25 protein-coding genes are annotated in these 26,766 nt (G+C 70.4%); 14 read left to right on the plus strand and 11 right to left on the minus strand.

Annotation, left to right across the window (positions count from 1 at the left end; all coding sequences use genetic code 11):
• Window positions 1-61 precede the first annotated feature (61 nt).
• From ACWC1K_RS31350 to ACWC1K_RS31360, 3 genes are all read right to left on the minus strand, one after another.
• On the minus strand, window positions 62-1,030 hold the full coding sequence (locus ACWC1K_RS31350; RefSeq protein ID WP_450836321.1) for a hypothetical protein: 969 nt from the start codon (window positions 1,028-1,030) through the stop codon (window positions 62-64).
• 110 nt (window positions 1,031-1,140) lie between these two features.
• Window positions 1,141-2,148, minus strand: coding sequence for a zinc-dependent alcohol dehydrogenase (locus ACWC1K_RS31355; protein WP_450694549.1), 1,008 nt, complete (start codon window positions 2,146-2,148; stop codon window positions 1,141-1,143).
• Window positions 2,145-3,308, minus strand: coding sequence for a mandelate racemase/muconate lactonizing enzyme family protein (locus ACWC1K_RS31360; protein WP_365843262.1), 1,164 nt, complete (start codon window positions 3,306-3,308; stop codon window positions 2,145-2,147). The genes ACWC1K_RS31355 and ACWC1K_RS31360 overlap by 4 nt, the downstream gene beginning before the upstream one ends.
• Window positions 3,309-3,563: 255 nt before the next feature.
• Between ACWC1K_RS31360 and ACWC1K_RS31365 the strand changes: the two genes are divergently transcribed.
• From ACWC1K_RS31365 to yjfF, 6 genes are all read left to right on the plus strand, one after another.
• Window positions 3,564-4,355 carry an SCO2400 family protein gene (locus tag ACWC1K_RS31365; RefSeq protein ID WP_450836322.1) on the plus strand — a complete coding sequence of 264 codons (792 nt, stop codon included), beginning with the start codon at window positions 3,564-3,566 and terminating at the stop codon, window positions 4,353-4,355.
• Between the two features lie 480 nt (window positions 4,356-4,835).
• On the plus strand, window positions 4,836-5,882 hold the full coding sequence (locus tag ACWC1K_RS31370; RefSeq protein ID WP_450836323.1) for a LacI family DNA-binding transcriptional regulator: 1,047 nt from the start codon (window positions 4,836-4,838) through the stop codon (window positions 5,880-5,882).
• A gap of 134 nt (window positions 5,883-6,016) precedes the next feature.
• The gene (locus ACWC1K_RS31375) at window positions 6,017-7,024 is read left to right on the plus strand and encodes an ABC transporter substrate-binding protein (protein WP_450836324.1); all 1,008 of its coding nucleotides are present in this window, start codon (window positions 6,017-6,019) and stop codon (window positions 7,022-7,024) included.
• Window positions 7,025-7,121: 97 nt separating this feature from the next.
• The gene (locus ACWC1K_RS31380; RefSeq protein ID WP_450836325.1) at window positions 7,122-8,660 is read left to right on the plus strand and encodes a sugar ABC transporter ATP-binding protein; all 1,539 of its coding nucleotides are present in this window, start codon (window positions 7,122-7,124) and stop codon (window positions 8,658-8,660) included.
• Complete coding sequence (locus ACWC1K_RS31385; protein WP_450836326.1) at window positions 8,657-9,766, plus strand: ABC transporter permease; 1,110 nt, start codon at window positions 8,657-8,659, stop codon at window positions 9,764-9,766. The genes ACWC1K_RS31380 and ACWC1K_RS31385 overlap by 4 nt, the downstream gene beginning before the upstream one ends.
• Window positions 9,766-10,788 carry a galactofuranose ABC transporter, permease protein YjfF gene (gene yjfF, locus ACWC1K_RS31390; protein WP_450836327.1) on the plus strand — a complete coding sequence of 341 codons (1,023 nt, stop codon included), beginning with the start codon at window positions 9,766-9,768 and terminating at the stop codon, window positions 10,786-10,788. The genes ACWC1K_RS31385 and yjfF overlap by 1 nt, the downstream gene beginning before the upstream one ends.
• Window positions 10,789-10,892: 104 nt before the next feature.
• Here the strand turns inward: yjfF and ACWC1K_RS31395 are convergent, their stop codons facing one another.
• Window positions 10,893-11,339, minus strand: a complete 447-nt coding sequence (locus ACWC1K_RS31395; RefSeq protein WP_351470320.1) for a MarR family winged helix-turn-helix transcriptional regulator — start codon at window positions 11,337-11,339, stop codon at window positions 10,893-10,895.
• Between the two features lie 123 nt (window positions 11,340-11,462).
• Here ACWC1K_RS31395 and ACWC1K_RS31400 point away from each other — a divergent pair, with 123 nt between their 5' ends.
• Both ACWC1K_RS31400 and ACWC1K_RS31405 read left to right on the plus strand, forming a co-directional pair.
• A complete protein-coding gene (locus ACWC1K_RS31400) occupies window positions 11,463-12,461 on the plus strand; it encodes an NADP-dependent oxidoreductase (RefSeq protein ID WP_450836328.1) in 999 nt (332 codons plus the stop codon).
• 104 nt (window positions 12,462-12,565) lie between these two features.
• Window positions 12,566-12,985 carry an organic hydroperoxide resistance protein gene (locus ACWC1K_RS31405; RefSeq protein WP_450836329.1) on the plus strand — a complete coding sequence of 140 codons (420 nt, stop codon included), beginning with the start codon at window positions 12,566-12,568 and terminating at the stop codon, window positions 12,983-12,985.
• An 83-nt stretch (window positions 12,986-13,068) separates the two neighbouring features.
• Here the strand turns inward: ACWC1K_RS31405 and ACWC1K_RS31410 are convergent, their stop codons facing one another.
• A complete protein-coding gene (locus ACWC1K_RS31410) occupies window positions 13,069-14,220 on the minus strand; it encodes a serine hydrolase domain-containing protein (RefSeq protein ID WP_450836330.1) in 1,152 nt (383 codons plus the stop codon).
• 197 nt (window positions 14,221-14,417) lie between these two features.
• Here ACWC1K_RS31410 and ACWC1K_RS31415 point away from each other — a divergent pair, with 197 nt between their 5' ends.
• On the plus strand, window positions 14,418-15,281 hold the full coding sequence (locus tag ACWC1K_RS31415) for a hypothetical protein (RefSeq protein WP_450836331.1): 864 nt from the start codon (window positions 14,418-14,420) through the stop codon (window positions 15,279-15,281).
• A gap of 53 nt (window positions 15,282-15,334) precedes the next feature.
• Window positions 15,335-16,183, plus strand: a complete 849-nt coding sequence (locus tag ACWC1K_RS31420) for an EI24 domain-containing protein (protein WP_450836332.1) — start codon at window positions 15,335-15,337, stop codon at window positions 16,181-16,183.
• Here ACWC1K_RS31420 and ACWC1K_RS31425 read toward each other — a convergent pair.
• Together ACWC1K_RS31425 and ACWC1K_RS31430 are read right to left on the minus strand one after the other, a co-directional pair.
• Window positions 16,128-17,381, minus strand: coding sequence for a pyroglutamyl peptidase (locus ACWC1K_RS31425; RefSeq protein WP_450836333.1), 1,254 nt, complete (start codon window positions 17,379-17,381; stop codon window positions 16,128-16,130). The genes ACWC1K_RS31420 and ACWC1K_RS31425 overlap by 56 nt on opposite strands.
• A 134-nt stretch (window positions 17,382-17,515) precedes the next feature.
• Window positions 17,516-18,466 carry a LysR family transcriptional regulator gene (locus tag ACWC1K_RS31430; RefSeq protein ID WP_450836334.1) on the minus strand — a complete coding sequence of 317 codons (951 nt, stop codon included), beginning with the start codon at window positions 18,464-18,466 and terminating at the stop codon, window positions 17,516-17,518.
• Window positions 18,467-18,516: 50 nt separating this feature from the next.
• Here ACWC1K_RS31430 and ACWC1K_RS31435 point away from each other — a divergent pair, with 50 nt between their 5' ends.
• From ACWC1K_RS31435 to ACWC1K_RS31445, 3 genes are read left to right on the plus strand one after another with little or no spacing between them, the layout of a single operon-like run.
• Window positions 18,517-19,335, plus strand: coding sequence for an NAD(P)-dependent oxidoreductase (locus ACWC1K_RS31435; RefSeq protein WP_450836335.1), 819 nt, complete (start codon window positions 18,517-18,519; stop codon window positions 19,333-19,335).
• Between the two features lie 9 nt (window positions 19,336-19,344).
• Window positions 19,345-19,734, plus strand: a complete 390-nt coding sequence (locus ACWC1K_RS31440; RefSeq protein WP_450836336.1) for a RidA family protein — start codon at window positions 19,345-19,347, stop codon at window positions 19,732-19,734.
• A gap of 25 nt (window positions 19,735-19,759) precedes the next feature.
• The gene (locus ACWC1K_RS31445) at window positions 19,760-20,098 is read left to right on the plus strand and encodes a YrdB family protein (RefSeq protein ID WP_450836337.1); all 339 of its coding nucleotides are present in this window, start codon (window positions 19,760-19,762) and stop codon (window positions 20,096-20,098) included.
• A 56-nt stretch (window positions 20,099-20,154) separates the two neighbouring features.
• Here ACWC1K_RS31445 and ACWC1K_RS31450 read toward each other — a convergent pair whose 3' ends face one another.
• The gene (locus ACWC1K_RS31450; RefSeq protein WP_450836338.1) at window positions 20,155-21,261 is read right to left on the minus strand and encodes an RNA-guided endonuclease InsQ/TnpB family protein; all 1,107 of its coding nucleotides are present in this window, start codon (window positions 21,259-21,261) and stop codon (window positions 20,155-20,157) included.
• 187 nt (window positions 21,262-21,448) lie between these two features.
• Window positions 21,449-22,027, minus strand: coding sequence for a TetR/AcrR family transcriptional regulator (locus tag ACWC1K_RS31455; RefSeq protein ID WP_398950805.1), 579 nt, complete (start codon window positions 22,025-22,027; stop codon window positions 21,449-21,451).
• A gap of 105 nt (window positions 22,028-22,132) precedes the next feature.
• On the opposite strand from ACWC1K_RS31455, the gene ACWC1K_RS31460 reads away from it, so the two are divergent.
• Window positions 22,133-24,577, plus strand: coding sequence for a beta-glucosidase H (locus ACWC1K_RS31460; RefSeq protein ID WP_450836339.1), 2,445 nt, complete (start codon window positions 22,133-22,135; stop codon window positions 24,575-24,577).
• Between the two features lie 77 nt (window positions 24,578-24,654).
• On the opposite strand, the gene ACWC1K_RS31465 is transcribed toward ACWC1K_RS31460, so the two are convergent.
• A complete protein-coding gene (locus ACWC1K_RS31465) occupies window positions 24,655-25,629 on the minus strand; it encodes an aldose epimerase family protein (protein ID WP_450836340.1) in 975 nt (324 codons plus the stop codon).
• A 45-nt stretch (window positions 25,630-25,674) separates the two neighbouring features.
• Window positions 25,675-26,562, minus strand: a complete 888-nt coding sequence (locus ACWC1K_RS31470; protein ID WP_450836341.1) for an SGNH/GDSL hydrolase family protein — start codon at window positions 26,560-26,562, stop codon at window positions 25,675-25,677.
• Between the last annotated feature and the right edge of the window lie 204 nt (window positions 26,563-26,766).

Here is a 26,766-nt window from a genome sequence, read left to right on the forward strand (position 1 = left end):
GAGTGGTATGTGGGATTCTGTTTGAGCCCGTCTTCTTCTGTGAAGGGGCGTTGTTTGAACGTTATACGGACGTGCCGAACCGCTTGAGTGTGCCGGGCAGGCGCGACCCGAGGGGTGCCATGTCGCCGTCGGCTCCGTGGCGTGCGAGCAGGTCGAGGGCCAGGCGGCCGCGCCGGACGCGTTCCTTGGCGGTGGCGAGCGTCAGGTCCCGCATGTGGTTGCCGTACGGGTAGATGCCGGGCGCCTTGGACAGCCCGAACTTCAGGTACAGCGGTGCCCCGCGTCTGATCAGCTCGGCGACCTCGTACATCCGGACATATCCCCCCAGGTCGTCGGGGGCCTCGATGTACATGTCCATGGGGGCGGCGGAGACCCGCCGGATCTCGGTGAGGTGATCCAGTGTCAGGTCGCTGGGCACGTTGATGGAGTCGCCGCCCAGCTGCTCGTACACCGCGTACGCGGCCGGGTTGACCGGACCGATCAGCGCCGAGACCTTCAGGGTGGTGTCGGCCGGGATGATGCCGGCGACGCGTGCGCGGTGCAGTGTCCACAGCACGCCCTCGTCGGCGACGAGGAGGCACTTGACGCCCAACTCGGTGGCGCGGACGGCATCTTCGACGCACCCTGCGACGGCGTCGTGCCCGCGGGCGCGCAGACCGGCCCCCCGTGAGTCGGTGCGCGTGGAACCGCCGATGTCCCAGGTGCCGCGCGGGCCGGTGAACAGGCAGAGCTCGATGTCGCGTTCGCCGGTCGCCTCGACCATTTCGGTGATCTCGGCGTCGGTCAGCATCCACACGCCGCTGCCCTGGCTGATCCGGTGGATCGGCACGTCGAGCCGCGAGGCCTCCTTCAGGACGACGGCCAGCGCTTCGGGGCCCTCGCACGAGGGGATCTCGGTGCGCCAGCGGCCACCACCCGGGAAGGTGTGGGGCGAGGCGTCGGCAGGGGAGAGGTCGGGCGCGCCCAGACCGAGGGCGGCGAGCGCCTGCTCGCCGGGTCGACGGGCTGCCGGGGCGGAAGCGTCGGTCACAAGGTGTCCTTAGAGTGTTCGATATTTCGGACGAAGTTCGCGGCTCAAACCGTGCGGGGCTTGGGTGTACGCCGGTGCGGGGCCGTCAGGTCGCCCGCACCGGCGTACTGCTAGGGGCGAAGGAGGACCTTGCCGACCTTCGGATCACCGGACCCGACGAGCTCGATGGCCTGCGGGAACTCGGCGAGCGGCAGCTCGTGCGTGACCAGCGGCAGCGGGTCGAGCAACCCGGCCCCGAACACCCGCACGGTGTGCGCCCATGCGTCCGGCGGCGCCCCGAAGACGGAGTGCACCTCCAGCTGCCGGACGACGAGATCCGTCGGGTCGAGCCCGTTCGCACCCGGCGCCGGGATCCCGGTGAGGACCAGGCGCCCGCCACGCCGCAGCAGGGCGGCGGAGGTCCGCGCGGCGTCGGCGGACCCGGCGGTCTCGATGACGACGTCGAAGTCGTCCGGGAGCGCCTCGTCCTTCGTACGGAAGTCGGTCGCGCCGTACTGCCGCGACAGCGCCTCGCGGTCCCGGCGGGTGCCGACGACCAGCAGCTCCACCGGCGAGACGGCCTTGAGGAACTGCACCGCGAACATCCCGAGGGTGCCGGTGCCGACCACGGCGACCTTCTCGCCCGGCTGCGCGTTCGCCTTGAGAGCGGCGGCCGCGATACAGGCGGCCGGCTCCAGCAGGGCCGCCGCCGTCAGGTCGGCGTCGTCGGGCAGCACGTGCAGCAGTCTCGCCGGGAGGGTCAGCGTGGGCGCCATCGCGCCCGGCTGGGTGAACCCGGTCTCCTCGTACCCGGCGCTGCACAGCGTGGTCTCACCCGCGTGGCAGCGGTCGCACACCTGGCAGTTCCGGAAGCCCTCGCCGACGACCTTGCGGCCGACCAGCGTCCCGGTGATCCCGGCGCCGACCCGCTCCACCGTTCCGGACCACTCGTGGCCGGGCGTGAGCGGGTAGCGCACGTACCCCTCGGGCCGGTTGCCCTGGAACACCTCCCGGTCGCTGCCGCAGATCCCGCTCGCGTGCACCCGCACCAGCGCCTCGCCCGGACCGGGGTCGCGGGGCGTGTGCTCGGCCAGGTGGAACGTGCCCGGGGCGTCGACGACGACGGCGGCGGAACTCACTGGTCGCCCTTCGGGTTCCGCTTCTCCCAGCCCTCGGCCCACAGGTCGAAGTGCGCCCGCTGCTGGGGGAACTCGGCCGCGGCGTCCACGTCCAGCTCCACGCCCAGGCCGGGCGCGTCGGAGAGGTGGAAGCAGCCGTCCTCCGGGTTCACCTGCGGCGCGCCCTTGACCACCTTCTTGATCTCGGCGTCCGCGAAGTCGTTGAAGTGCTCGAGGATCTTGAAGTTCGGGGAGGTGAAGCCGACCTGGAGCGAGGCGGAGGTGAGTACCGGCCCGCCCACGTTGTGCGGGGCGACCAGCATGTAGTGGGTCTCGGCGGTCGCGGCCAGCTTGCGCGTCTCCCAGATGCCGCCGATGTGGCCGACGTCCGGCTGGATGATGTCGACGGCCTGGCTCTCGAAGAGCTCCCGGAACTCGATCCGGTCGTGGATGCGCTCACCCGTGGCCACCGGCATGTCCACCTTCGCGGCGACCTTCTCCAGTGCCTTGAGGTTCTCCGGCGGCACCGGCTCCTCCAGCCAGGCCGGCTTGAAGGGCGCGAGCTCCTTGGCCAGCCGGACGGCGGTGGCGGGGGAGAAGCGGCCGTGCATCTCCAGCATCAGCTCGGACTCGGGGCCGATGGCGTCCCGGACGGCCTCGATCAGCGAGACCGCGTACATGGTCTGCTCGTGGTCGAGCTCGAAGTGCCCGGTGCCGAACGGGTCGATCTTCAGCGCCCGGTAACCGCGCTCCATGACGCCCTGAGCGGCCTTGTGGTAGGCCTCGGGCGTCCGCTCGGTGGTGTACCACCCGTTGGCGTAGGCCTTGACCTTGTCGGTGACCTTGCCGCCCAGCAGCTGCCACACCGGCACGCCGAGGGCCTTGCCCTTGATGTCCCAGCAGGCCATCTCGACGACGGCGATGCCGGACATCACGATCTCGCCGGCGCGGCCGTAGTCGCCGTACTTCATACGGCGGGTCAGGTCCTCGACGGCGAACGGGTCCGAGCCGAGAATATGGTTCTGTTCGGCCTCTCTCAGGTATCCGATCAGCGCGTCGGTGTGACCCAGCATGCGGGTCTCGCCCACACCCGTGATGCCTTCGTCGGTGTGCACCAGGACGTAGGTCAGGTTGCGCCACGGTGTCCCGACCACGTGCGTGCTGATTCCGGTGATGCGCACGGAAGTTACCCTTCGGCTGTTCGAGATTTCGGCTCATGTTCGAAATGCTGGGCAGACAGTAAGGACGGTGTGAGCGGGGTGTCAATGGGTAGGACGGCTTACGGTTTCGCCAGTTTCGGCGCCTCTTGCCCAGGTGGCCCCTCCCCGGTGTGTGCCAGTTCACTCCGGAGGTCGCGCCGATTTGGCCGGTTCCCACACAACCTTCACGGTCGTGCCTAGGAACGTGACCCTCCGGGAACTTACTCTTCCCGCGTCATGGACTACTGCTACCCGTGCCAACGGCACCTCAACGGCGCCCTCGCCTGTCCGGGGTGCGGGACACGCGTCGAGCAGATGCGCGCATACCGGGATGCCTACGAGCCGGAGCCCTACGATCACGCCGTCGCTCCCGTTGATCATGATGCACCGGTGGCTCCCGACGACCAAGCCCCCCACCTGGACGACGAGGACCACGGCGGTGACGAAGGCGAGAGCGACGAGCCCCACGGGCGCGCCGCGCGCCGCCGCGAGCGGGGCCGCGGTGGTCGTCGGGGTCCTGCCGGTGCGGACGGTGCGACGGACGCGAGCCGTCGCGACCGCAAGGCCGCGCTCCACCGCCGGCGCCGTAAGCGCACGTTGCTCGTCGCCGCGGGGTTCGTCCTGGCGGCGGGTGGTCTGAGTCTGGCCGAACTCGGCATGGACGCACCGGTGTTCTCCTCGTCCCCCGACCCGTCCGCGGCCGGGGACGAGGCGTCCGAGGTCGACCACTCCACGGCGAAGCCGAGCGAGTCCGCAGGGCCCCGCGCCGGCGGGAGGGGTGCCTTGGACGGCAAGCCCTCGGCCTCCCCGGACACCTCCGCCTCGCCGTCGAAGTCCGCCGACAGCAAGCACGACGCGTCCGCGACCCCCGGCAGGTCGACCCCGTCGGCGGCCGTCCCCGGCTCCTCCGGCTCGACGCCCCCGCCCGCCTCGGGCTCGACCCCGACCTCGGACCCGACGACCTCTGGCCCGTCCCCGCGGCCGTCGCCGTCGGAGACGTGCAAGCGCTTCCTGTGGTGGTGTACGTGACTCTGCCGTCCGGCATCAAGCCCGCCTGATACGACCGCGGTTGAGGCACTGCCGGAGCGGTCGCTCGACCGGGCCTCTCCCGGCTCCATCGGCCCTCCTCGGACCCGTTTTCGCCGCTGTCGCGGGCGGGCGCGGCTTCCCGTGGTGGTGGGCGCGGGGCTGCTGGTGGGCGTCAACTCGCGTGATGTGCCGGCGGTTGAGGCATGACCTTTTAACAGCCGCGTTATCCAACCGTGACGGCCTTCTGTCTGCAGCCCTCTTGACCGCTGTGATTTGTTAGCGCTCACAATGACCTCCGCATTCACCGGTCAACGTCCAACGTCAGCGTGGGAGATATGAGCGTCGTGCCCGCAGTGTCCCGACCAGCCGATCCCGCCAGTGCTGTTGGGCCGTTCCGGAGACTTGTGTGAAGCCGTCGGGCGGGACCGTCCGCCCACGACGCGTGCTTTGCCGGCAGACGAGCGCCAAGGAGGTGCGGCCGTGACCAACGCGCAGCTTCGGCCGCCCACCATGGCCGACGTGGCACGCCTGGCAGGCGTGTCCCACCAGACCGTGTCCCGCGTGCTGGGGAACCACCCCAACGTGCGGGACGAGACACGGGCCAGGGTGCTGCGTGTGATCGAGGAGACGGGCTACCGCCGCAACTCCTCCGCACGGGCCCTGGCGACCCGGCGCACCCGGACGCTGGGGGTGGTGGCCTCCGACACCACCCTCTACGGACCGGCCAGCACCCTGTTCGCGCTGGAGGAGGCGGCGCGGGCCGAGGGATACCTCGTCTCGACGGTCACGTTGCGCAAGCTGACCGTGGAGACGCTGTCCGAGGCCCTGGACCACCTCAGTGAGGGCGGGGTGGAAGGCGTGGTCGCGATCGCCCCGCAGCGGTCCGCGGTGGTCGCACTGGCCGAACTGCGCTGCCCCTTCCCGGTGGTGGTCGTGGGCAGCGGTCCGGGCGTGGAGATTCCCAGCGTCAGCGTGGACCAGCACCTCGGAGCCGAGCTGGCCACGGGTCACCTGCTGGCCGCCGGCCACCGTAACGTCTGGCACCTCGCCGGGCCCGAGGAGTGGCAGGAGGCGGCCGACCGGGCGGCCGGCTGGCGGGCGACCCTCGAAGCGGCGGGGGCGGAGCCGCCGATGCTGCTGCGCGGGGACTGGAGTCCGCTGTCGGGTTACCGCGCCGGCCAGGAACTGGCCGGCTGGGTGGGCCGGGGGCTGACCGCCGTCTTCGTCGCCAACGACCAGATGGCGCTGGGGGTGTTGCGGGCGCTGCGCGAGGCCGGGGTCCGGACCCCCCAGGATGTGGCGGTCGTGGGCTTCGACGACATCCCGGAGTCGGAGTACTTCGCACCTCCCCTCACCACCGTCCGGCAGGACTTCTCGACGGTGGGAAGGCGCGGCATCGCGACGCTCCTGGAGCTGATCGAGGGGCGGCCACCCGCCACCGCGCGCAGGATCGCCATCGAACCCCAACTGGTCGTCAGGGCCAGTACTTTCCCGCACGCCGTCCAACCGGAGGGCGTACCTCTCTGACGTACAGACCAACCACACAAGCGGTTCCGTGTGGTCGAAATACCGAACAATGATCGACAGGCTGGACGTAGTGCGGCCGGTCCCCTCGAGTACCAGCGGGTCCGTCCCGGGCCGGCTCTTCAAAGGAGAAGAACATGCTCAACAGAAGGAACTTCCTCACCGCGGCGGTCGGCGTGGCAGCCGCGGGTGGACTGGCCGCCTGCGCCAAGAAGGACGACTCCGGCTCCGGCTCCGGCTCCGGAGGCGGCGGCAAGGCGATCTCGCTCGGCTTCTCCCAGGTCGGCGCGGAGAGCGGCTGGCGCGCCGCCAACACCACCTCGGTGAAGTCCGCGGCCAAGGAGGCGGGCATCAACCTCAAGTTCTCCGACGCCCAGCAGAAGCAGGAGAACCAGATCTCCGCGATCCGCAGCTACATCGCGCAGAAGGTGGACGTCATCGCCTTCTCCCCGGTGGTCGTCACCGGCTGGGACGCGGTGCTCAAGGAGGCCAAGGCCGCGAAGATCCCCGTGGTCCTCACCGACCGCTCGGTGGAGACCTCCGACAGCTCCCTGTACGTCACGCTGGTCGGCTCCGACTTCACCGACGAGGGCCGGCGCGCGGCCCGGATGCTGGAGAAGGTCATCGCCAAGGCCGGCCTCAAGGGCCCGGTGAAGATCGCCCAGCTGGAGGGCACCACCGGCGCCGCTCCCGCGATCGAGCGCGGCAAGGGCTTCAAGGAGATCATGGACGCGGAGCACAAGTCCGACTGGAAGATCGTCGTCAGCCAGAGCGGTGACTTCACCCGCGCCGGCGGCAAGCAGGTCATGGCGGCCTTCCTGCAGTCCCACTCGGACATCAACGTGCTCTTCGCGCACAACGACGACATGGCCATCGGCGCCATCCAGTCGATCGAGGCGGCCGGCAAGAAGCCCGGCAAGGACATCCTGATCGTCTCGGTCGACGGCGTCCACGACGGCTTCGTCGCCATGTCCCAGGGCAAGATCAACGGCATCGTCGAGTGCAACCCGCTGCTCGGCCCCCAGCTGATGGAGGTCGTGAAGAAGGTCCACGAAGGCCAGAAGGTCGAGCGCTGGATCAAGACCAAGGAGGGCGACTACACGCAGGACCAGGCCAAGGCCGCGCTCCCGACCCGGAAGTACTGACCCACCGCACCCACCGGCAGGGAGCCTCCGGCCGACCGAGCCATCGGTCCGAGGGGGCTCCCTGCGGGAATGAACCAATCCCACAAGGAGCGCTGCCATGGCAGAGCCGCGGCCCGTGCTGGAAATGACGGGCATAGTCAAGGAGTTCCCGGGGGTACGGGCTCTGTCGGACGTCGACTTCCGGCTCTTCCCCGGCGAGATCCACGCCCTGATGGGCGAGAACGGCGCGGGCAAGTCCACCCTGATCAAGGTGCTGACGGGGGTCTACTCCCTGGACGGCGGCACCATCACCCTGGACGGCAGGTCCGTACGGTTCGGCAGCCCGCTGCAGGCGCAGCAGGCAGGCATCAGCACGGTGTACCAGGAGGTGAACCTCTGCCCCAACCTGTCGGTGGCGGAGAACATCTTCATCGGACGCGAGCCGACCCGCATGGGCCGTATCCAGTGGAAGCGGATGCGCAAGGAGGCGGCGGAGCTGGTGGACCGGCTCGGCCTCGACATCGACGTGACCGCGCCCCTGTCCTCGTACCCGCTGGCCGTGCAGCAACTGGTCGCGATCGTGCGGTCGGTGGGCACCGGCGACAGCGACGGCCAGGGATCGGGCACCAAGGTGCTGGTCCTGGACGAGCCGACGTCCAGCCTCGACCGTGACGAGGTCCAGGAGCTGTTCCGCCTGATGCGGCGGCTCAAGGACGAGGGCGTGGCGATCCTGTTCGTCTCGCACTTCCTCGACCAGATCTACGAGATCTGCGACCGGATGACCGTCCTGCGCAACGGCACCCTCGTCGGCGAGCACATGGTCGCCGACCTCGACCAGGTCGGGCTGATCCAGCTGATGATCGGCAAGGCCCTGGACCAGCTGGAGGAGCTGCACGACCAGCAGCTGCACTCCGACGTCGGCGAGACACTGCTGAAGGCGGAGGGCCTCGGCAGGACCGGCGGCATCGCCCCCTTCGACCTGGAGATCAAGAAGGGCGAGGTGCTCGGACTCGCCGGCCTGCTGGGATCGGGCCGGACCGAACTCGCCCGGCTGCTCTTCGGCGCCGACCAGCCGGACAGCGGCAAGGTGACCATCGGCGGCAAGCAGGTCTCGATGAGCGCCCCGAACGCCGCGATCGGCGCCGGTGTCGCCTTCTGCTCCGAGAACCGCAAGACCGAGGGCCTGGTGCCCGATCTGACGGTGCGGGAGAACATCATCCTGGCCCTGCAAGCCTCGCGCGGCTGGACGCGGCCCATCCCGGTCGCCCAGCGCGACGAACTCGTCGCCAAGTACATCAAGGCGCTGGACATCCGGCCCGCCAACCCCGAGGCCAGGGTCGGCCAGCTCAGCGGCGGCAACCAGCAGAAGGTGCTGCTGGCCCGCTGGCTGATCACCCAGCCCAAGCTGCTGATCCTGGACGAGCCGACGCGCGGCATCGACGTCGGCGCCAAGGCGGAGATCCAGAAACTCGTGGTCTCGCTCTCCGAGGAGGGCATGTCCGTGCTGTACATCGCGGCCGAGCTGGAGGAGGTACTCCGGCTCAGTCACACCATCGGAGTGCTGCGCGACCGCCGGCTGGTGGCGCAGCTCGCCAACGGGCCGGAGATCACCAGCAGCCGGATCATGGAGACCATCGCGAGCGGAGAACACCAGTGAGCACCAACTCCCGATGGCGAGCACTGACACACCACCACCTGTTCTGGCCGGTCGCGGTCCTTGTCTTCCTGCTGCTCGTCAACGTGCCCTTCACCCCTGACTTCTTCTCGGTCAAGATGACGGGCGGCCACCTCTACGGCAGCCTCGTCTCGATCGTGCTGTTCGGATCGCCCCTCATCCTGGTCGCGGTCGGCATGACCGTGGTCATCGCCACCGGCGGCATCGACCTCTCCGTCGGCGCCGTGGTCGCCATCACCGGGGCACTCGCCTGCTCGTACATCAGCCACCAGGCCGACCAGAACGCCCTGTCCGGGGTGCTGCTCGCCATGGGTCTTGGTCTGCTGGCCGCGGTCGTCTGCGGCCTGTGGAACGGCTTCCTGGTCGCCAGGATGGGCATCCAGCCGATCATCGCCACGCTGATCATCATGGTCGCCGGACGCGGTGTCGCCCAGCTGATCACCGACGGCCAGATCATCACCATCGACAGCGACCCGTACAAGCTGATCGGCGGCGGCTACTGGCTGACGCTGCCGTTCTCCATCTTCGTGGTGGCCCTGGTCGTCGCCGTCACCGTGGTGCTGACCCGTCGCACGGCGCTCGGGCTGCTGATCGAGTCGGTCGGTGGCAACGCCGAGGCCAGCCGTCTCGTGGGCATCAGGTCCCGGCGCATCAAGATCATGGTGTACGTGTTCTGCGCGCTGTGCGCCGCCATCGCGGGCCTGATGATCAGTTCCAACACCTCGGCGGCGGACGGCAACAACGCCGGTCTGTGGATCGAGCTCGACGCGATCCTCGCGGTGGTGATCGGCGGCACCTCGCTGCTGGGCGGCCGGTTCTCCATCGGCGGCACGGTGGTCGGCGCCCTCGTCATCCAGACCCTGACGACCACGATCTACACCATCGGTGTGCCGACCCAGACCAACCTGGTCTTCAAGGCCGCCGTCGTCATCGTCGTCTGCCTGCTCCAGTCCCCGAAGTTCCGCGCCAAGGTCTTCGGTGCCAGGTTCGGCGCCCGGTTCGGCGCGAAGGGTGGCGTCAAGCCTGCCGCGACCGAGGCGGACACCGCCGCGTCGACCGACGCCGCTGCGAAGATGGAGGTGTCGTGATGACCGCGACCACCCAGAGCCCCACGGCCGCGGACAGCCGTACCCCGTCCAAGGCCCAGCGTCTGCTGGGCGACCGGCGTCTGCCCGTCGCGGCGACGGCCCTGCTCTTCCTCGTGATGTACGGAGGGGGCCTGGCCCGGTACCAGTACTACGGTTTCGCCGAACCGCAGGTCTTCCTGAACCTGTTCATCGACAACAGCTATCTGCTGGTGGCCGCGGTCGGTGTCACCTTCGTCATCCTGTCCGGCGGCATCGACCTGTCCGTCGGCTCGGTGATCGGCTTCACCACGATGCTGACGGCCTGGCTGGTGGAGCGCGAGGGGCTGCCCCTCCTGGTGGTCATCCCCATCGCGCTGGCGGTGGGAGCCCTCGGCGGCTTCCTGATGGGCTATGTGATCCACAACTTCGAGATCCAGCCCTTCATCGTGACCCTCGCCGGCCTCTTCCTCTTCCGCGGCCTGTGCCTGGTCATCAGCAAGGAGTCGATCTCCATCAGCGACTCCGCGGTCAGCGACATGGCCCAGGCGCAGGTGTCGCTGGGGATGGGGTTCCTGTCGATCGGCGCGGTGGTCTCGCTGGTCGTCCTCGCCGTGGCGTTCTACGTCCTGCACTACACCCGCTTCGGGCGGCGCGTGTACGCCATCGGCGGCAACGAGCAGTCGGCCCTGCTGATGGGTCTCCCGCAGGGCGGCACCAAGATCGCCGTGTACACCGTGAGCGGCTTCTGCTCGGCGCTCGCCGGACTGCTGTTCACCCTCTACATCCAGTCCGGTGACCCGCTGCACGCGACCGGCATGGAACTCGACGCGATCGCCGCGGTCGTCATCGGCGGCACACTGCTGACGGGCGGTTCCGGCTATGTGGTGGGCACGCTGTTCGGAGTGCTGGTGCTGGGCCTGATCAAGAGCATCATCCAGTTCGAGGGCACGCTCAGCTCCTGGTGGACGAAGATCGCCACCGGTGTGCTGCTGTGCGCGTTCATCCTGGTCCAGCGGGTCATGACGGCCCGCAGGAAGACCTGACGCCCCGTGGCAGGAGCTGAGCCGCCCGGCCCGCTCCCAGTGTGAGGAGGTCCGGTGTACGCATCCCGTGCACCGGACCTCTCGCATGCCGGGTCCTGCCGGCCTCAGTCCTCGGTCTGCCCCAGCATCCGCCGCAGCAGGCCCCTCAGTGCCAGCCGTTCCTCCCTGCCGAGCCCCGCCAGTGGTTCGCGCGCGAAGCGCAGGGACTCGCGCAGGTTCCTGGCCACCTGCCGGCCCTCCTGCGTCGCCGCGGCCAGCTTCACGCGCCGGTCGGCCGGGTCGGGGCGGCGTTCCACCAGGCCACGGGACTCCAGGCGGTCGACGATGCCGGTCACGTTGGACGGCTCGCACTTCAGTTTCTGGGCCAGCTTGCGCATGGGCAGCGGTTCCAGGGAGAGCAGGCTCAGCAGACGGGCCTGGGCGCCGGTCAGCGAGTGCTCGGCGGCGGCATTCTCGTAGTCCTCGTGATAGCGGGCCACGATGTCGCCGATGAGCTCGACGACCTCGAGGGTCAGTTCATCGGGACGACGGGTGTTCGGTGGAGTGGCCATGGGCTCAGCCTACCCCGTTACTTGACAACATGAAATATTCAGGAGCATGGTTGTTTCAGGTGCTGAAGTATTCGGTACCCGGAGCATCTGAGGCAGTTCCCGCACACTCGAAAGGCACTCGTCATGATCAACCGCGAATGGCACCTGCTCAGCCGCCCCGTCGGCTGGCCGAAGCCCGAGGACTTCGCCCTGGTCGAGACGGAGGTCGCAGCGCCGGGTGAGGGTCAGGTGCTGGTCCGCAACAAGTACCTCTCGGTCGACCCGTACATGCGGGGCCGCATGAGCGACGCGAAGTCGTACGTCGCGCCCTTCGAGCTGGGCAAGGTCATGCAGGGCGGTGCGGTCGGCGAGGTCGTCGAGTCCAACGCCGAGGGCATCGCCGTCGGCGACCACCTGCTGCACTTCCTCGGCTGGCGCGAGTACGCGGTCGTGGACGCGAAGACCGCGGTCAAGGTCGACCCGGAGGCCGCGCCGCTGAGCACGTACCTCGGTGTGCTCGGCATGACGGGTCTGACGGCGTACGCGGGCCTGCTGCGGGTCGGCGCCTTCAAGGAGGGTGACGCGGTCTTCGTGTCCGGCGCCGCGGGTGCCGTCGGCAGCCAGGTGGGCCAGATCGCCAAGCTGAAGGGCGCCTCCCGGGTCATCGGGTCCGCCGGCTCCGACGAGAAGGTCAAGCTCCTGGTCGAGGAGTACGGCTTCGACGCCGCCTTCAACTACAAGAACGGCCCGGTCCGGGAGCAGCTCAAGGAGGCCGCCCCCGACGGCATCGACGTCTACTTCGACAACGTCGGCGGCGAGCACCTGGAGGCCGCGATCGGCGCGCTCAACCTCAAGGGCCGGGCCGTGATCTGCGGCATGATCTCGCAGTACAACTCGACCGAGCCGACGCCCGGCCCGCGCAACATGGTCAAGATCCTGCAGAACCGGCTCCGCGTCGAGGGCGTTCTGGTCGGCGACCACTACGACCTGCAGCCCGAGTTCGTCCAGGAGGTCGGCCCCTGGGTCGCCTCGGGTCAGCTGAAGTACCGCGAGACGGTCGTCGAGGGCATCGAGAACAACCTGGAGGCCTTCCTCGGGGTCCTGCGCGGCGACAACACCGGAAAGATGATCGTCAAGCTGTAGGTCTTCCGGCCTTTCCCGCTGTTTCCGGCATGCGGTAACTTCTTTCCGAAACCGTCGTCGATCGTGGGCGCGAGTCGCGGCGGACCGAGGAGGAAGACAACCGCATGTCCATCCAGCAGACCGACGTCCTCTACACCGCCGTCGCCACCGCCGAGAACGGTCGCGACGGCCGGGTCGCCACCGAGGACGGCAAGCTCGACGTCGTCGTGAACCCGCCCGAGGAGTTGGGCGGCAGCGGCGCCGGCACCAACCCGGAGCAGCTGTTCGCGGCCGGCTACAGCGCCTGCTTCCAGGGCGCGCTGGGCGTGGTGGCCCGCCAGGAGAAGGCCGACATCTCCGGCTCGACGGTCACCGCGAAGGTCGGCATCGGCAAGAACGACGACGGCTTCGGGATCATCGTCGAGATCTCCGCCAGCATCCCGAACGTCGACGCGCAGACCGCCGGGGCCCTCCTGGAGAAGGCCCACCAGGTCTGCCCGTACTCGAAGGCAACCCGCGGCAACATCACCGTGACGCTGGTCTGACGCACTCGTTGCTACGACAGAGGCCGCACCCTTGGACGTGGGGTGCGGCCTCTGTCGTACGGGGAACAGACGGCTGTACGGGATCAGGAAGCCAGCGCCGCCGTATGGACCGCCTTCACCAGCCGCTCGTTCTCCGGCGCCGCCCCGCCCGGGAAGGCGATGCGCCGCCGGGTGTAGCCGTACGCCAGCCCGCTGCGCGGGTCCGCGAAGGCCTGGGAGCCGCCCGCCCCGGAGTGCCCGAAGGCCCCGGCGCCCAGGAACAGGTACCAGGCCTCGCCCGTCGCCTGGAAGCCGAGGCCGAAGGCCCGGTGGCCGCGGGCCACCAGGTCGTACCCGACCGAGTGGACCTGCCCGACCTCGGCCACGGTGTCCGGCTTCAGCAGCGGCGGCCGGCCCGCCACCTCGCTGATCGCCGCCGCGTACATCCCGGCGAGCCCGCGCGCCGCGGCCACGCCGCCGGCCGAAGCCGGGCCCTTGGCGCGCACGGTGCGGGAGTTGGCGTGACCGACCAGATCCCCCGTCCCGTGGACATGGGTGTTGGACGCGATCGAGGCGAGCGTGTGCGGCCCTCTCGGCGCCGCGTCCAGCACGGCCTGCTGTTTCGCCGTCGGGGTCATCGGCTGCACGGACCGGAAGCGGGGCTCCAGCGCCTCGGGCAGCCCCAGGAAGAAGTCCAGCCCGTACGGGGCCCGCACCCGTTCCTCGTAGATCTCCTGGAGGGTGTGGCCCGTGGCCCGCCGGATCACCTCCCCGGTGAGCGCGCCGATGACCAGCGCGTGGTAGCCGAACGCCGTGCCCGGGCGCCAGAAGGGCCGCTGGTCGGCGAGCCGTTCGGCGATCACGCGGTCGTCGGCCAGCTCGTCCTCGCTGAACCCGGCGTCGAGCCCGATCAGCCCGGCGCGATGCGTGACCAGGTCCCGCAGGGTCAGCGCCGCCTTGCCCTCGGTCCCGAACTCCGGCCAGTAGTACGTCACTTTCCGGTCCAGTTCGAGCGTGCCGTCCTGCACGAGGAGCGCGAGGACCAGATGGGCGGCGCCCTTGGTCGACGAGAACACGCCGTAGAGGGACTCGGCGTCGTTGCCGTCACCGGCCCACAGGTCGACCACCCTCCGGCCGTGCACATACGCGCACAACTGGCCCTCGTAGTCGGGCCGTTCCCCCGCCACGAACGCGGCGAACTCCTCACGCACTGCCTCGAAGCCGTCCGCGACGGTGCCGTGGATCTGCTGCTGCACGCGTACCTCCTCCTGGGCTTCCTGAGATCGATACGGCGAGATGTACCTGTCCGACTCAACCCCAACAGCAGGCGGTTCATGTCACGGATGCCCCCTATGGCGTAGCGCGAGTGGGCCGGAGGGGGCGACGCCGTCCGTCGGATGGGGGCATGCTGAGGGGCGACCGTCGGCACCGAGGCTCCATTCGAGGAGAGCCCATGGCAACGATCCCTTCGCTCCCCAGCAGGGACGACGTCCTGCGCATGGCACGCAACACCACCGACATCACCGGCCAGCTCCTGGACACGGCCGGGAACATCACCCGGATCGCGATCAACACCTTCGACCCGCGGGACGGCTCGGGCGCCGAGGTGCTGCGCGTGCTGCGCGAGACCACCGCGGAACTGGCCGAGGCGAGCGCGTCTCCGCAGGCGCAGGAGGCGTTCTACCGGATCGTCGACACCCTGACCCGGCTGGGCACGAGCGGGGCGCCGCTGGCCGTGCACCCCGTGAGCGAACCGGCGCAGGCCCTGCTGACGGCGATCGGCGACAGCCTCCTGCCGGTGCTGGACGCGGTCGAGCCGGCCGTGGAGGAGTTCGCGGACGCCCTCGGCGACCTGGTCGAGGCGACGTCCCCCCTGCTGCCCGCGGCGGCGGGCGTGGCCGCCGGGGCACTTCTCGCGGTGACGCCGGTGCTGCGGGCCGCGGCGGACGTCCTGCGCGAGTCCTCGCCCGAACTCCGGCGCGTCGCGGACGCGTTGACCGCGGCCCTCGCCCCGCTGATGCCGCTCCAGGTCGCCCTCGCGGAACGCGCCGCGGCCGCCGGAGCAGGCGTCGTCCGGGCGACCCTGCCCCCACTGGCCGACCTCGCGGAGGCGGCAGCGGCCACGACGAAGGCGGCCCGACCGGTGCTGGTCGCGAGCGAGGAGCTGCTGGTGACCGGCCTGGAACAACTCCAGCCCCTGCTGCTGTCCGCGGCTTCCCGAGCGGGACGGGTGGCGCGGGCGGCGGCGATACGGGTGAGCGCGGCGGTGTCGCCCGCGGCGGAGCGGGGGGTCGTGGTGTCCGTCACCCCGGTGTAGTGCCAGGTGTTGGCGGTGCCGTCCGGCACATCGGGGCCCGATAGGGTTCCCCCATGCGTGATCTAGGGGCGGGCTTCACTTACCTGCTGAAGGGCCAACGATGGGTGGCCGGCCACGGCAGGCAATACGGCTTCGGTCTGCTGCCGGGGCTGATCACCCTCGTCCTCTACGCGGCGGCGCTCACCACCCTCGCCCTGTGGGGCGAAGACGCCGTCACCTGGGCGACCCCCTTCGCCGACGACTGGTCCGGCCCCTGGCAAGGCGTCTTCCGCGGGTTCCTCACGGCGGTGCTCTTCGCCCTGGCCCTCCTCCTCGCCGTCCTCACCTTCACGGCCGTAACGCTCCTCATAGGCCAGCCCTTCTACGAGAACCTCTCCGAAAAGGTCGACGCCGACGTCGACCCGAACGGCACCGCCCCCGAGTCCGGCCTCCCCCTCTGGCGCGAACTGTGGATCTCGGCCCGCGACAGCCTCCGTATCCTCGTGCGCGCACTGCTGTGGGGCGTCCTGCTCTTCGCCCTCGGCTTCGTCCCGCTCGTCGGCCAGACCGTCGTCCCGGTGATCGGTTTCTTCGTCACGGGTTTCTTCCTCACGGAGGAACTCACCGCGGTGGCCCTCCAGCGCCGCGGCGTCGAACTGCGCGCCCGCCTCACCCTGCTCCGCTCCCGTAAGACCCTCGTCTGGGGCTTCGGCACCCCGCTCGGCCTGGCCTTCCTGGTCCCCTTCGTCGCGGTGTTCCTGATGCCGGGCGCGGTCGCGGGCGCGACGCTGCTGGCGCGGGAACTGCTGGGCGAGGAGACCGACGGCGGTGACGACGACACCGCCGAGGCCCCCGACGAGGAGGACGTCACCCAGCGGTCGTGGCGTCGACCGCCACGGTCAGGATCGCCCGTACCTGAGTGATGATGTCCTGCCGGTTCCGCAGGAACTGCGGGTCCGTGACCGTCCCGGTCGCCGGATCGGTGTTGCCCGTGCCGAACTGCAGCACCGGTGTGTGCACATGGCCTCCGGGCAGGGTGTCGTGCAGCCCGAGACGGTCCCGGAGCAGGGTGGCCCGGTAGGCGATCTCGTTGGAGAGGTAGTCGCCCCCGCCGCCGGCCCGAGCGGTCGAGCCGGGAGTCGGCCCGTCCGGCCGTACCACCGCATCCGTGCCGCCCGCCGGGATCTCGGTCACCTCCGTGTGGTCGTACACCGGGAAGCGTCCCGTGTTCGCGGCCACGATCGCCTTGTACGGCAGGGTGGTGGTCGTCCACTGCGGCTGTGAGGCGGGATCGGTGACCGGGACGGTCTCCGTCCGGCTGATGTTGTCGTTGTCGGCGAACCCGCCCCGCCAGGCCCCGTTGGTCCGCTCCACGTCGAACCGCCCGACCCGCCCCTGGCTCACGGTCGTGAACAGGTCCACCTTCTTCAGATACGGCCGCAGGGTGCGCTCCACGGTGCCGTCGGCGAAGTCCTGCCAACGCACCGGGAAGACCACGGTCTCGACCCGCGCCGGCCCGTCCGCCGTCTCGATCACCGTTCCGTCGAGCGCGAGCGCGGTGGCCCCGGAGGGGTTGGAGATCCGGATGTCCCGGTCCAGGGTGAACGGGTCGAAGCCGGTGACCAGCACACGCCTCAGACCTTTGCCCTGCGGGTAGCGGACGTCGGTCTGCCCGCGCGAGGTGCGCTCCAACGCGTCGATCAGCGCAGCCCGTTGCTGGTCGCTCAGCCCGAACTCCGGCTCCCAGGTGCGCAGGTCCCGGGTCATCCCGAGCCGCGCCCAGTACAGCGGCCGGTCGTCGTCCCGAGCCAGGTCCCCGCCCGCGGGCCCTCGCCCCTGAGCCCGCTCCACGGCCCGCCGCCACAGCGCCGACCCCTCGTGCACGACGATGCGGCGGGCCTGCGCATAGGAACAGGCCCCCTCCAGTGCACGGGTGAGCCCTGGGGCCACGTCGTCGAACCCCGACCGTTCGAGGATCTCCTGCGGTACGGCCTTGTCGAGCCGCTGCTCCTCCACGGTGGGGGAGGGGACGGTCGCGGCGGCGGTCGCCGTGGTGGGGGCAGCGAACCCGGCCAGCAGTGCCAGTCCGCATACGCCGATCCGAACACGTATGGAGTTCAAGGGAGTTCAGGTCCTTCCGTCGCCGTTGTGGGGGAGCGTGGTGCGACGGCCGCAGTATCGCCCGACGGAAGTGGTCTACGCCATGGTGCACGTGTGTCAGGTGTGCAGAGGAGTATCGGAGTAAGTGCGCCCACCTACCCGGGGATACGGGCCACCGCCTCCCGCAGCGCCCTGACGAACGCCTCCACGGTCGGCGTGGGCGCCCGCCCCCGTGCCGTCGCGGCGTACACCGCCCGGGCCGGAGCCCCTTCGTCGAGGACCGGCAGCAGCGCGATGTCCGGGCGTACGGACTCGGCGGCCAGCGCGGGGACCAGAGTGACTCCCAGCCCTGCGGCGACGTACCCCTGCTTGGCGGTCCACTCGGCGACGACATGCGTCACGCGCGGGCGGAAACCCTGGCGCAGGGCCGCGTCCAGGAGGGTGCCCTCGGGGCGGGAGCTCCCGGAGATCCAGTCGGCGTCGGCGAGTTGGCCGAGCCGTACCGGGCCCTCGTGGCCGGCCAGCGGGTGGTCGGCCGGGACGGCGACGTACAGCGACTCATCGAGGAGATGGTGGAGTTCGTACGACTCCAGGGGCGCGCGCCCGGTCGTCGAGACGACCGCCAGGTCGAGGTGGCCCGCGGCCAGCCGGTCCAGCAGACGGGGCGTGAGGCCCTCCTCGCGGGAGAGCCGGACCCGGGGGTGGCGGGCCCGGAACGCGGCAAGCGCGTGCGGCACCAGCGCCGCGTCGGCCGTCGCGAACGCACCGAACCGCAGCCGTCCGCCCGCCACTTCACGCAGGGCCGCCAGTTCGCGCGCGGCGCCGTGCAGCGTCTCGGCCACCGTCTCCGCGTGCGGGACGAGCAGCCGGCCCGCCTCCGTGAGCCGTACACCGCGCGGCAGCCGGTCGAAGAGCGGGGCGCCGCCGAGCGCCGCCTCCAGCGAGGAGATCTGCCGCGACACCGCCGACTGCGTCCAGCCGAGCGCCCGCGCGGCCACCGTGAACGATCCGTGCCGGGCGACCACCAGGAACACCCGCAGCCAGACGGTGGAGAGGTCCGGTACCGGTACCCCTGCTGAGGGATGCTGTTTCGGCATGGGAGCCATGCTAGACATTCGCTTGTCGCATCGCAGGTGGCGGGCCTAGCGTCGATGGCATGCCGCAGCTGGATCAGATCGCGTTCCTGGGCCTGGGACACATGGGTGCCCCCATGGCCCGCCGACTCCTCGCCGCCGGGCACCCGTTGACCGTCTGGAACCGCACCGCCGCCAAAACCGCACCGCTGGTCGCCGACGGGGCCGTGCTCGCCGCCTCCCCCGCCCACGCCGTGCGGGACGCCGACGTGGTGATCACGATGCTCGCCGACCCGGCCGCGCTCGACGCGGTGGCCGCCGAGACCGTGCCCGCACTGCGCCCCGGCACCCGGTGGCTCGAGATGTCGACCGTCGGCCCGGACGCCGTACGCGAACTCGCCGCCAGGGCAGGGGAGTCGGCCACCGTCATCGACGCCCCCGTCATGGGCAGCACCGACCGGGCGGCGGCCGGTGAGCTCGGCATCCTCGCCGGCGGCGACACGGCGGGCGTCGAGCACGTCCTGGCCCGCCTCGGCACCGTCACCCGTACCGGCGGCCCCGGCTCCGCCGCCGCCCTCAAGCTGGTCCTCAACTCGGCCGTCATCGGCGGGGTGGCGCTGGTCGCCGAGGCGTTGCGCCTGGCCGACGCCCTGGGTGTGGACGGCGACCTCGCGCGCACCGCCCTGGCCGGCAGCCCGCTCGGCGGAGCCGTCACCCGCGCCTTCGCCGAAGGCGTGCACTTCGGCACGGCCCTCGCGGTCAAGGACCTGGCCCTGGCGACGAAGGCGGCCGAACTGCCCGCCATGGAAGCCGCGTTGGCCCACTACCGCCAGGCCGCCGCCGACCCCGCCCTCGCGGACGTGGACCTCTCCCGCGCCGCCGCCCGCATCCGCACCTCCTGAAGGAGCCCCGTGAAGGTCACCCTCGACAATCCGGTCGGCGCCCCGCAGCCCGCCAGCCCCTACTACTCCCAGGTCGCCCGGGTCGAACACCCCGACGGCAGCGCCCTGTTGTTCGTCTCCGGCCAGACCGCCGAGGGCGACACCCTCGCCGAGCAGACGCGCGGCATCTTCGAGGGGCTCGACGCGCTGCTGCGCGCCCACGGGGCGACCCTGGCCGACGTCATCAACATCCGTTCGTACCTGACCGACATCGGCAAGCTGCAGGAATACGGCACCGTACGGCGGGAGTTCCTCACCGGGACGCCGCCGACGAGCATGACCTTCGAGGCCTCGCGGCTGTTCCGGCCCGAGGCGCAGATCGAGATCGAGGTCGTCGCCGCCGTACCCGCCCCGGAGTGATCGCTTCCGGGCGATACTGCCGCCCATGAAGGCAATCAAGGCAGCGAACCTCGGCGTCCTGTTCCTCATCGAACTCGGCGCTCTCGCTGCCGTCTCCTACTGGGGCTTCACCCGGGACGTGGCCACCCCGCTCGCCTGGCTCCTCGGCCTCGGTGCCCCGGCCGTACTGATCGTGCTGTGGGCGCTGTTCGGCTCCCAGAAGGCGTCGTACAAGACACGCGGTGCGGTCCGCGTCGGCTTCGAACTGCTCTGGTTCGGGGCGGGGGTGGCCGCGTTGTTCGCCGCCGGGGCAGTGGGCTGGGCAATCGCCTTCGCCGCCGTGTGCGCGGTGAGCAAGACGCTCGCCGTGATCTGGCGTCATTGACATGCTCCTCGCCCTGAAGGGCGAGGATTCTGACCTTCTCGATCGTTGCTGTGCCGCTACGCGGCACGGGGTTCGGTCGGGAATCCGTGGCTTCCTGTTTCTTCGCGCTGTGCCGGGACTGCTCCCGGTCTTATCGGCGCTCCGCAGGCCGCCACCGCCAGTCCGGCGGCCGTCTTCACGTTGATCGCGGCGTTGGTGTCCCGGTCGTGGACGGTGCCGCAGGCGGCACAGGTCCATTCCCGGACGTTGAGGGGTTTGGGTCCGTCCACGGCGCCGCAGGTGGAGCAGGTCTGGGAGGTCGGCTCGAAGCGGCCGATCTTGACCAGGGTGCGACCGTACCGCTGTCCTTTGTAGACCAGCATGCTGACGAACTGTGCCCATCCGGCGTCGTGCACGGACTTGGCCGGCTTCGTGCGCGCGAGTCCTTTCACCGCCAGGTCCTCCACGGCGATCCCTTGGTTCTCGGAGATCAGTTTCGTGGAGAGCTGATGGTGGAACTCCCGGCGTGCGTCAGCAACTTCGGCGTGGGCGCGGGCGACCTTGAGACGGGCCTTGGCCCGGTTCTTTGATCCCTTCTGCTTGCGGGACAGTTCCTTCTGGGCCTTCTTGAGCTTCTTTTCCGCGCGCCGCAGGAACCGTGGGGAGTCAATCTTCGTGCCGTCGGACAGTGCAACGAAATGGGTCAGGAGATCGATGCCGATGGTGCGGTCGGTCTCCGGCCTCCGCGTCGCGTCGGCGGCGGGGTCGGTGTCGAGGACGAAGGAGGCGAAGAACCTGCCGGCCGCGTCCTTGACGACTGTGACGGAAGTGGGGGTGGCGGGCAGGGTGCGGGACCATTTCACCTTCACCGCGCCGATCGTCGGCAGGTTCAGACGGCCGCTGTCGGTGATGTTCCAGCGGGCGTTGGCGGTGAACCGGATCGACTGCCGCGTGTCCTTACGGGACTTGAACCGCGGTGCTCCCCCCTTCGGTCCCTTGCATGTGCCCTTGAGGGAGGCGAAGAAGTTGCGGTACGCCTTCTCGGCGTCCCGCAGCGACTGCTGGAGCACCACTGCGGAGACCTCGCCGAGCCAGGACCGCTCGACTGTCCGCTTCGCCTCGGTGATCAGCTTCCGGGACAGCTGACCGGCCGTCGGGAAGGGCTGTCTGTACCGGAGCTGCATGACGATCACGCTAGGCATCTCGAACCCACGTCGTCACCGAGAACATATGAACGACTCGTCACCGCCACGAAGTAGCATTCGGCTCCGCCGGAACACCACCGCGACGCTCCGCGTCGCGGCCAAAAGATTCGCTTCGCCTCCGACCTGAAGACCGGAGCGCCGCGAATGATGCCGTGTAGCAGGGAGCTCAGACTTCCTCCCCGAGCAACGCCAGAAAATCCCGGAACGCCCCCGGCATGTCCACCGACTCCGGGTCCAGCAGCCACTGGTACTGCAACCCGTCCATCACGGCCACCAGCAGCGGAGCCGTCCGCTCCGGCGTGAGCCCGTTCGGCAGCCGCTCCCCGTACTCGGCCCGGAGCACCGCCGCCATGCTCTCCCGCACCTGCCGGTACCGCCCGGTGAAGTACGCCCGCGCCGGATGCCCCTCCGTCACACTCTCGCCCAGCAGCGCCGAGAACGTCTGGATGATCCCGGGCCGCATCGCGTTGTACTCGACCAGCGAGGCCAGCAGATCCACCCGCCACTGCGTGGCCGGTACGGCATCCCACTGGTCCCGGTCCTTCAGGACGGCGACCAGCAGCGCGTCCTTGGTGGGGAAGTAGTGCAGCAGCCCCTGCTGGGTGAGTCCGACCCGCTCGGCCACCGCCGCCAGGGACGCGCCCCGGTACCCGCGCTCGGCGATCACCTCCAGTGCCGCCCGCACGATCTCCGCGCGCCGCTCCTCGCTTCTGACCCTGGCGTTCATGGCGTCACCGTACGACATCCCCGTACAGGAAATATCACGGCACGATAACGAAACCTACCGTGTTACAGGGAGCGGGTGCACGATGGGGCGCAGGACGACATGACTCGATGAGGAGGCACCGCCATGGCGGGAACCCCTGGAACCTCTCCGGCCGACCGGGCGCGCGAGGCCGCCGTCGACGCGGCGCTCGGCAAGCTGGACCTGGACGCCAAGGCCCGGCTGCTGTCCGGCCAGGACATGTGGTCCCTGCCCGCCCTGCCGGAGATCGGCCTGAAGTCCCTCGTCATGTCAGACGGGCCGATCGGCGTCCGAGGAGTGCGCTGGAGCGCCGACGACCCCTCCGTCGCACTGCCGTCCCCGACCGCCCTGGCCGCCACCTGGGACCCGGACCTCGCCCGCCGCGCCGGCACCCTGCTCGCGCAGGAGGCCCGCCGCAAGGGCGTGCACGTGTTGCTCGCCCCCACGGTCAATCTCCATCGCTCCCCGCTCGGCGGACGGCACTTCGAGGCCTACAGCGAGGACCCGTATCTGACCGGGCTGATCGGTACGGGGTATGTGCAGGGGGTCCAGTCGGGCGGCGTCGGCACCACCGTCAAGCACTTCGTCGCCAACGACGCCGAGACCGACCGCTTCACCGTCGACAACCTGGTCTCCCGGCGCGCCCTGCGCGAGCTCTATCTGGCCCCCTTCGAGCTCATCGTCGAGAACGCCCACCCCTGGGGCATCATGACCGCCTACAACACGGTCAACGGCACGACGATGACCGAGCACCGCTATCTGGTGAACGAGGTCCTGCGCGGCGAATGGGGCTTCGACGGCTACAACGTCTCCGACTGGATGGCCGCCCGGTCGACGGTCGGCGCCATCGAGGGCGGCCTCGACGTCGCCATGCCCGGCCCGCAGACCGTGTACGGGGCCCCGCTCGCCCAGGCGGTGCGCGACGGCAAGGTCGAGGAGGCCGTCGTCGACGAGGCCGTACGCAACGTCCTGCGGCTGGCCGCCCGCGTCGGCGCCCTGGAGAGCGCCGAACCGGCCGTCACCGAGCTGCCCGAACCCGTCGACGGCATCGCACTGGCCCGTGAGATCGCCCGCCGCGCCTTCGTCCTGGTGAAGAACGACGACAACGCCCTGCCCCTCAAGCCAGGCACGGTGGCGCTGATCGGGGCCGCCGCCCGCGACGCCCGCGTCCTCGGCGGGGGTTCGGCCACGGTCTTCCCGGCCCGGATCGTCTCCCCGCTCGACGGCCTCACCGCCGCCCTCCCCGAGGGCACCCTCAGCTACGCCGTCGGCGCCGACCCCACCACCGAACTCGCCGTCGCCGACAAGGGCTTCGCACTGCGGGCGGTGTGCCGGGACGCCGAGGGGAACGTCATCGGGACGGCCTCCGTACCCAACGGCCAGATCCAGTGGATGGGTTCCGACCTCCCCGAGGGCGTCACCCACGACCGCCTGCACACCGTCGAGCTGACCGGCACCTTCACCCCGCGCGAGACCGGCCTGCACACCTTCGGCGCCAAGGGCACCGGCCACTTCACCCTCACCGTCGACGGCACGACGTACTACGACGACCTCCAGGGCCCCACCGACGACAGCGACCCCTTCGAGGCGTTCTTCGGCGCCCCGGTGCCCCGTGCCGAGGCCGAACTGACCGCGGGCCGCCCGGTCGAGGTCTCCCTCACCTACGTCTACGCACTCCCCGAGGAGTTCCCCTTCAAGGTCGTCGCCTTCGCCCTGGCCCACCTGGAGCCGCAGCGCGACGCCGACGAGCTGATCGCCGAGGCCGTCGAGGCCGCCCGCGCCGCCGACACCGCCGTCGTCGTGGTCGCCACCACCGACCGCGTGGAGTCGGAGGGCTTCGACCGGAAGGACCTCGACCTCCCCGGCCGCCAGGACGACCTGGTCCGCGCGGTCGCCACCGCCAACCCGAACACCGTCGTGGTCGTCAACTCCGGCTCCCCGGTGGAGCTGCCCTGGCGGGACGAGGCCGCCGCCGTACTGCTCAGCTGGTTCCCCGGCCAGGAGGGCGGCGCGGCCCTCGCCGACGTGCTGACCGGCGCGCACGAGCCGGGCGGCCGCCTGCCCACCACCTGGGGCTCCCTGTCCGACGCCCCGGTCACCCAGGTGGTGCCCGAGGGCGGCGAACTCGCCTACACCGAAGGCGTCTTCATCGGCTACCGGGCCTGGGAGAAGCAGGGCCGCACCCCCTCGTACCCCTTCGGCCACGGCCTCGGCTACACCGACTGGGCCTACGAGTCCGTCGAGGTCGACGGCACCACCGTCACGATCCGCGTCCGCAACACCGGCGAGCGCGTGGGCCGGGAGGTCGTCCAGGTCTACCTGGCGCCGGCCGAGCCCGGCCCCGACCGCCCCGCACGCCGGCTGGCGGGCTTCGCGGGGGTCGAGGCGGCCCCCGGCGAGACGGCGGAAGTGGTCGTCGAGATCCCCCGCCGCGCCTTCGAGGTCTGGGACGAGGGAACGGACTCATGGTCTTTTGCGAGGGGTTCGTACGACATCCAGGTGGGCCGCTCGATCACCGACCGCCGCCTCACCGCGACGATTGACGTCTGATCCGGGACAAGTCTCCCCACCAACAGCCCCGGCCCGGGACCTGACCCCTGGGCCGGGGCTCGTACGTTCCGCTGCCGCTAGCGGGTGGCGAAGCCGTACACCGTCTCCGACCTGAACACCCCGCCCGGCCGCAGCACCGTGCTCGGGAAGTCCGGGCGGTTCGGGGAGTCGGGGAAGTGCTGGGTCTCCAGGGCGATGCCGTCGCCGGGGGCGAAGGGGGCGGACAGGTGGTCCGCCGTGTAGAGCTGGAGGCCCGGTTCGGTGGTGGCCACGGTCAGGACCCGGCCGGAAGCGGGGTCGTGCAGTTCGGCCACCTCACGGGGGGTCTCGGTCACTCCGCCGTCGAGCACGAAGTTGTGGTCGTATCCGGCACCGACCTTCCGCGCCTGACGGAAGTCGAAGCGCGTGCCCGTCACATCGGCCGGCTCGCCGGTCGGGATCAGGTCGGCGTCGACCGGGGTGTAGCGGGAGGCGGCGAGCCGCAGTTCGTGGCCGCCCGCGCTGCCCGAGCCGCCGAGGTTGAAGTAGCTGTGGTTCGTCAGGTTCACCACGGTCGGCGCGTCCGTCACCGCCTCGTACGCGATGCGCAGTGCGCCGGACTCGTCGAGCGTGAACGTCGCCGAGACCTCGAGCCGCCCCGGGAACCCCTCCTCGCCATGCGCACTGACCCGGCTCAGACGCACCCCGTACTCCCCGGCCCGCGTCACCTCCCACACCCGCTTGTCGAAACCGTGTTCGCCGCCGTGCAGGGAGTTGGGAGGCGTGTTCTGCTCCAGCGCGTACGTCACCCCGTCCAGCGGGAAGCGGCCGCCCGCGATCCGGTTGGCGTACCGGCCGATCAGCGCGCCGAGGTACGGCTCCGGGTGCGTGAGATAGCCCTTCAGGTCCGCGAACCCCAGCACCACGTTCCCGGCCCGCCCGTCCCGGTCCGGGACCTCAAGGGACTGCACGATCCCGCCGTACGACAGGATCCGTACCCGCACACCGCCCCGCTCCAGGGTCCAGCGGTGAACCGGGGTGCCGTCGGCAAGTGCGCCGAAGAGTTCGTTCATGTGCGGAACTTTAAAACACGGCCCTCCGACCCCCGATCACAGCACTCACGCCTTCTTCCCCGTGACCTTCCGGTAGGCGATCTCCGCCAGCCGCGCCTGACCGTTCACACTGGGGTGGAACCAGTCCCACTGGCTCAACTGGGCCGTGCCGAACCGGTAGTCGTACACCGCGCCCCCGTCGAACCGGCACCGCCGGTCCTTCGCGCAGACCTCCTCCAGCACCTTGTTGTACGCCTCCACGCGCTTTTGCACGGTGTCCCGCCGCAGCGTCGCCGCCGAGTCGAGGGCGTCCGCGTCGCCCAGCATGGAGGGGCAGATGCCGAGCTTCCACACCTGCTTGCCCAGCGGGTTGGTGCGCCCCTGAGACCACAGCCGCTTCAGGTTCGGCACGCTCGCCACGTACACCTGCGTCTTCGGCAGGGAGCGGCGCAGGGTGCTCATCGCATCCTCGAAGTCCGCGCGGAAGCTCGCCACCGAGGTCATGGCGGCCGTGCTCGCCCGGCAGGCGTCGTTCGCCCCCGCCATCACCGTCACCAACTGGGGCCCGCGCGTCACCGCCTGCGCCATCTGACCCGGCAGGTCCGCCATCCGCGCCCCCGTCACCGCGTAGTTCCAGCTGCGCTCGGCGGCCTGCGCCTTCCCCAGCAGCCGTACGGCGAGGCTGTCGACCTTGGCGCTGCTGCCGGTCGCCCAGGACACCTCGGGGCAGTCCGACAGGACCGTACAGGCGTCGAAGCCGCGCGTGATGGAGTCACCGACCGCGGCGATCGAACGGGGGCTCACGTCCCACGCCGGCGCGGGCTTCGCGCTGTGCGCCTTCGTGCCCGTCGGCCCGGCGGAGTTGCCACCGACGGCGTCACACCCGGCGACGCCCAGGACGGTCGCCGCCACGGCGGCGAGAACGGTCCGTGAACGGTGGCTTGGCTTCCGCATAGGCCGGTGATCCCCTCGGTGCGTCCGTCTGTGTACGGATGTGTCACCCCATAACAACGCGCGGGAGTTCCCGATCCACGCAGCCTGCAACGGTTCACACCCGTACAAGCGTCCTGCCGGGTGAATGGCGGACGTTTCAGCGCATCGGGACCGACGGTACGTCACACTCCTTGCGCCGCCGCACGGTAGCCTCGCCATCAACGT

Source organism: Streptomyces sp. NPDC001492 (assembly GCF_053597275.1).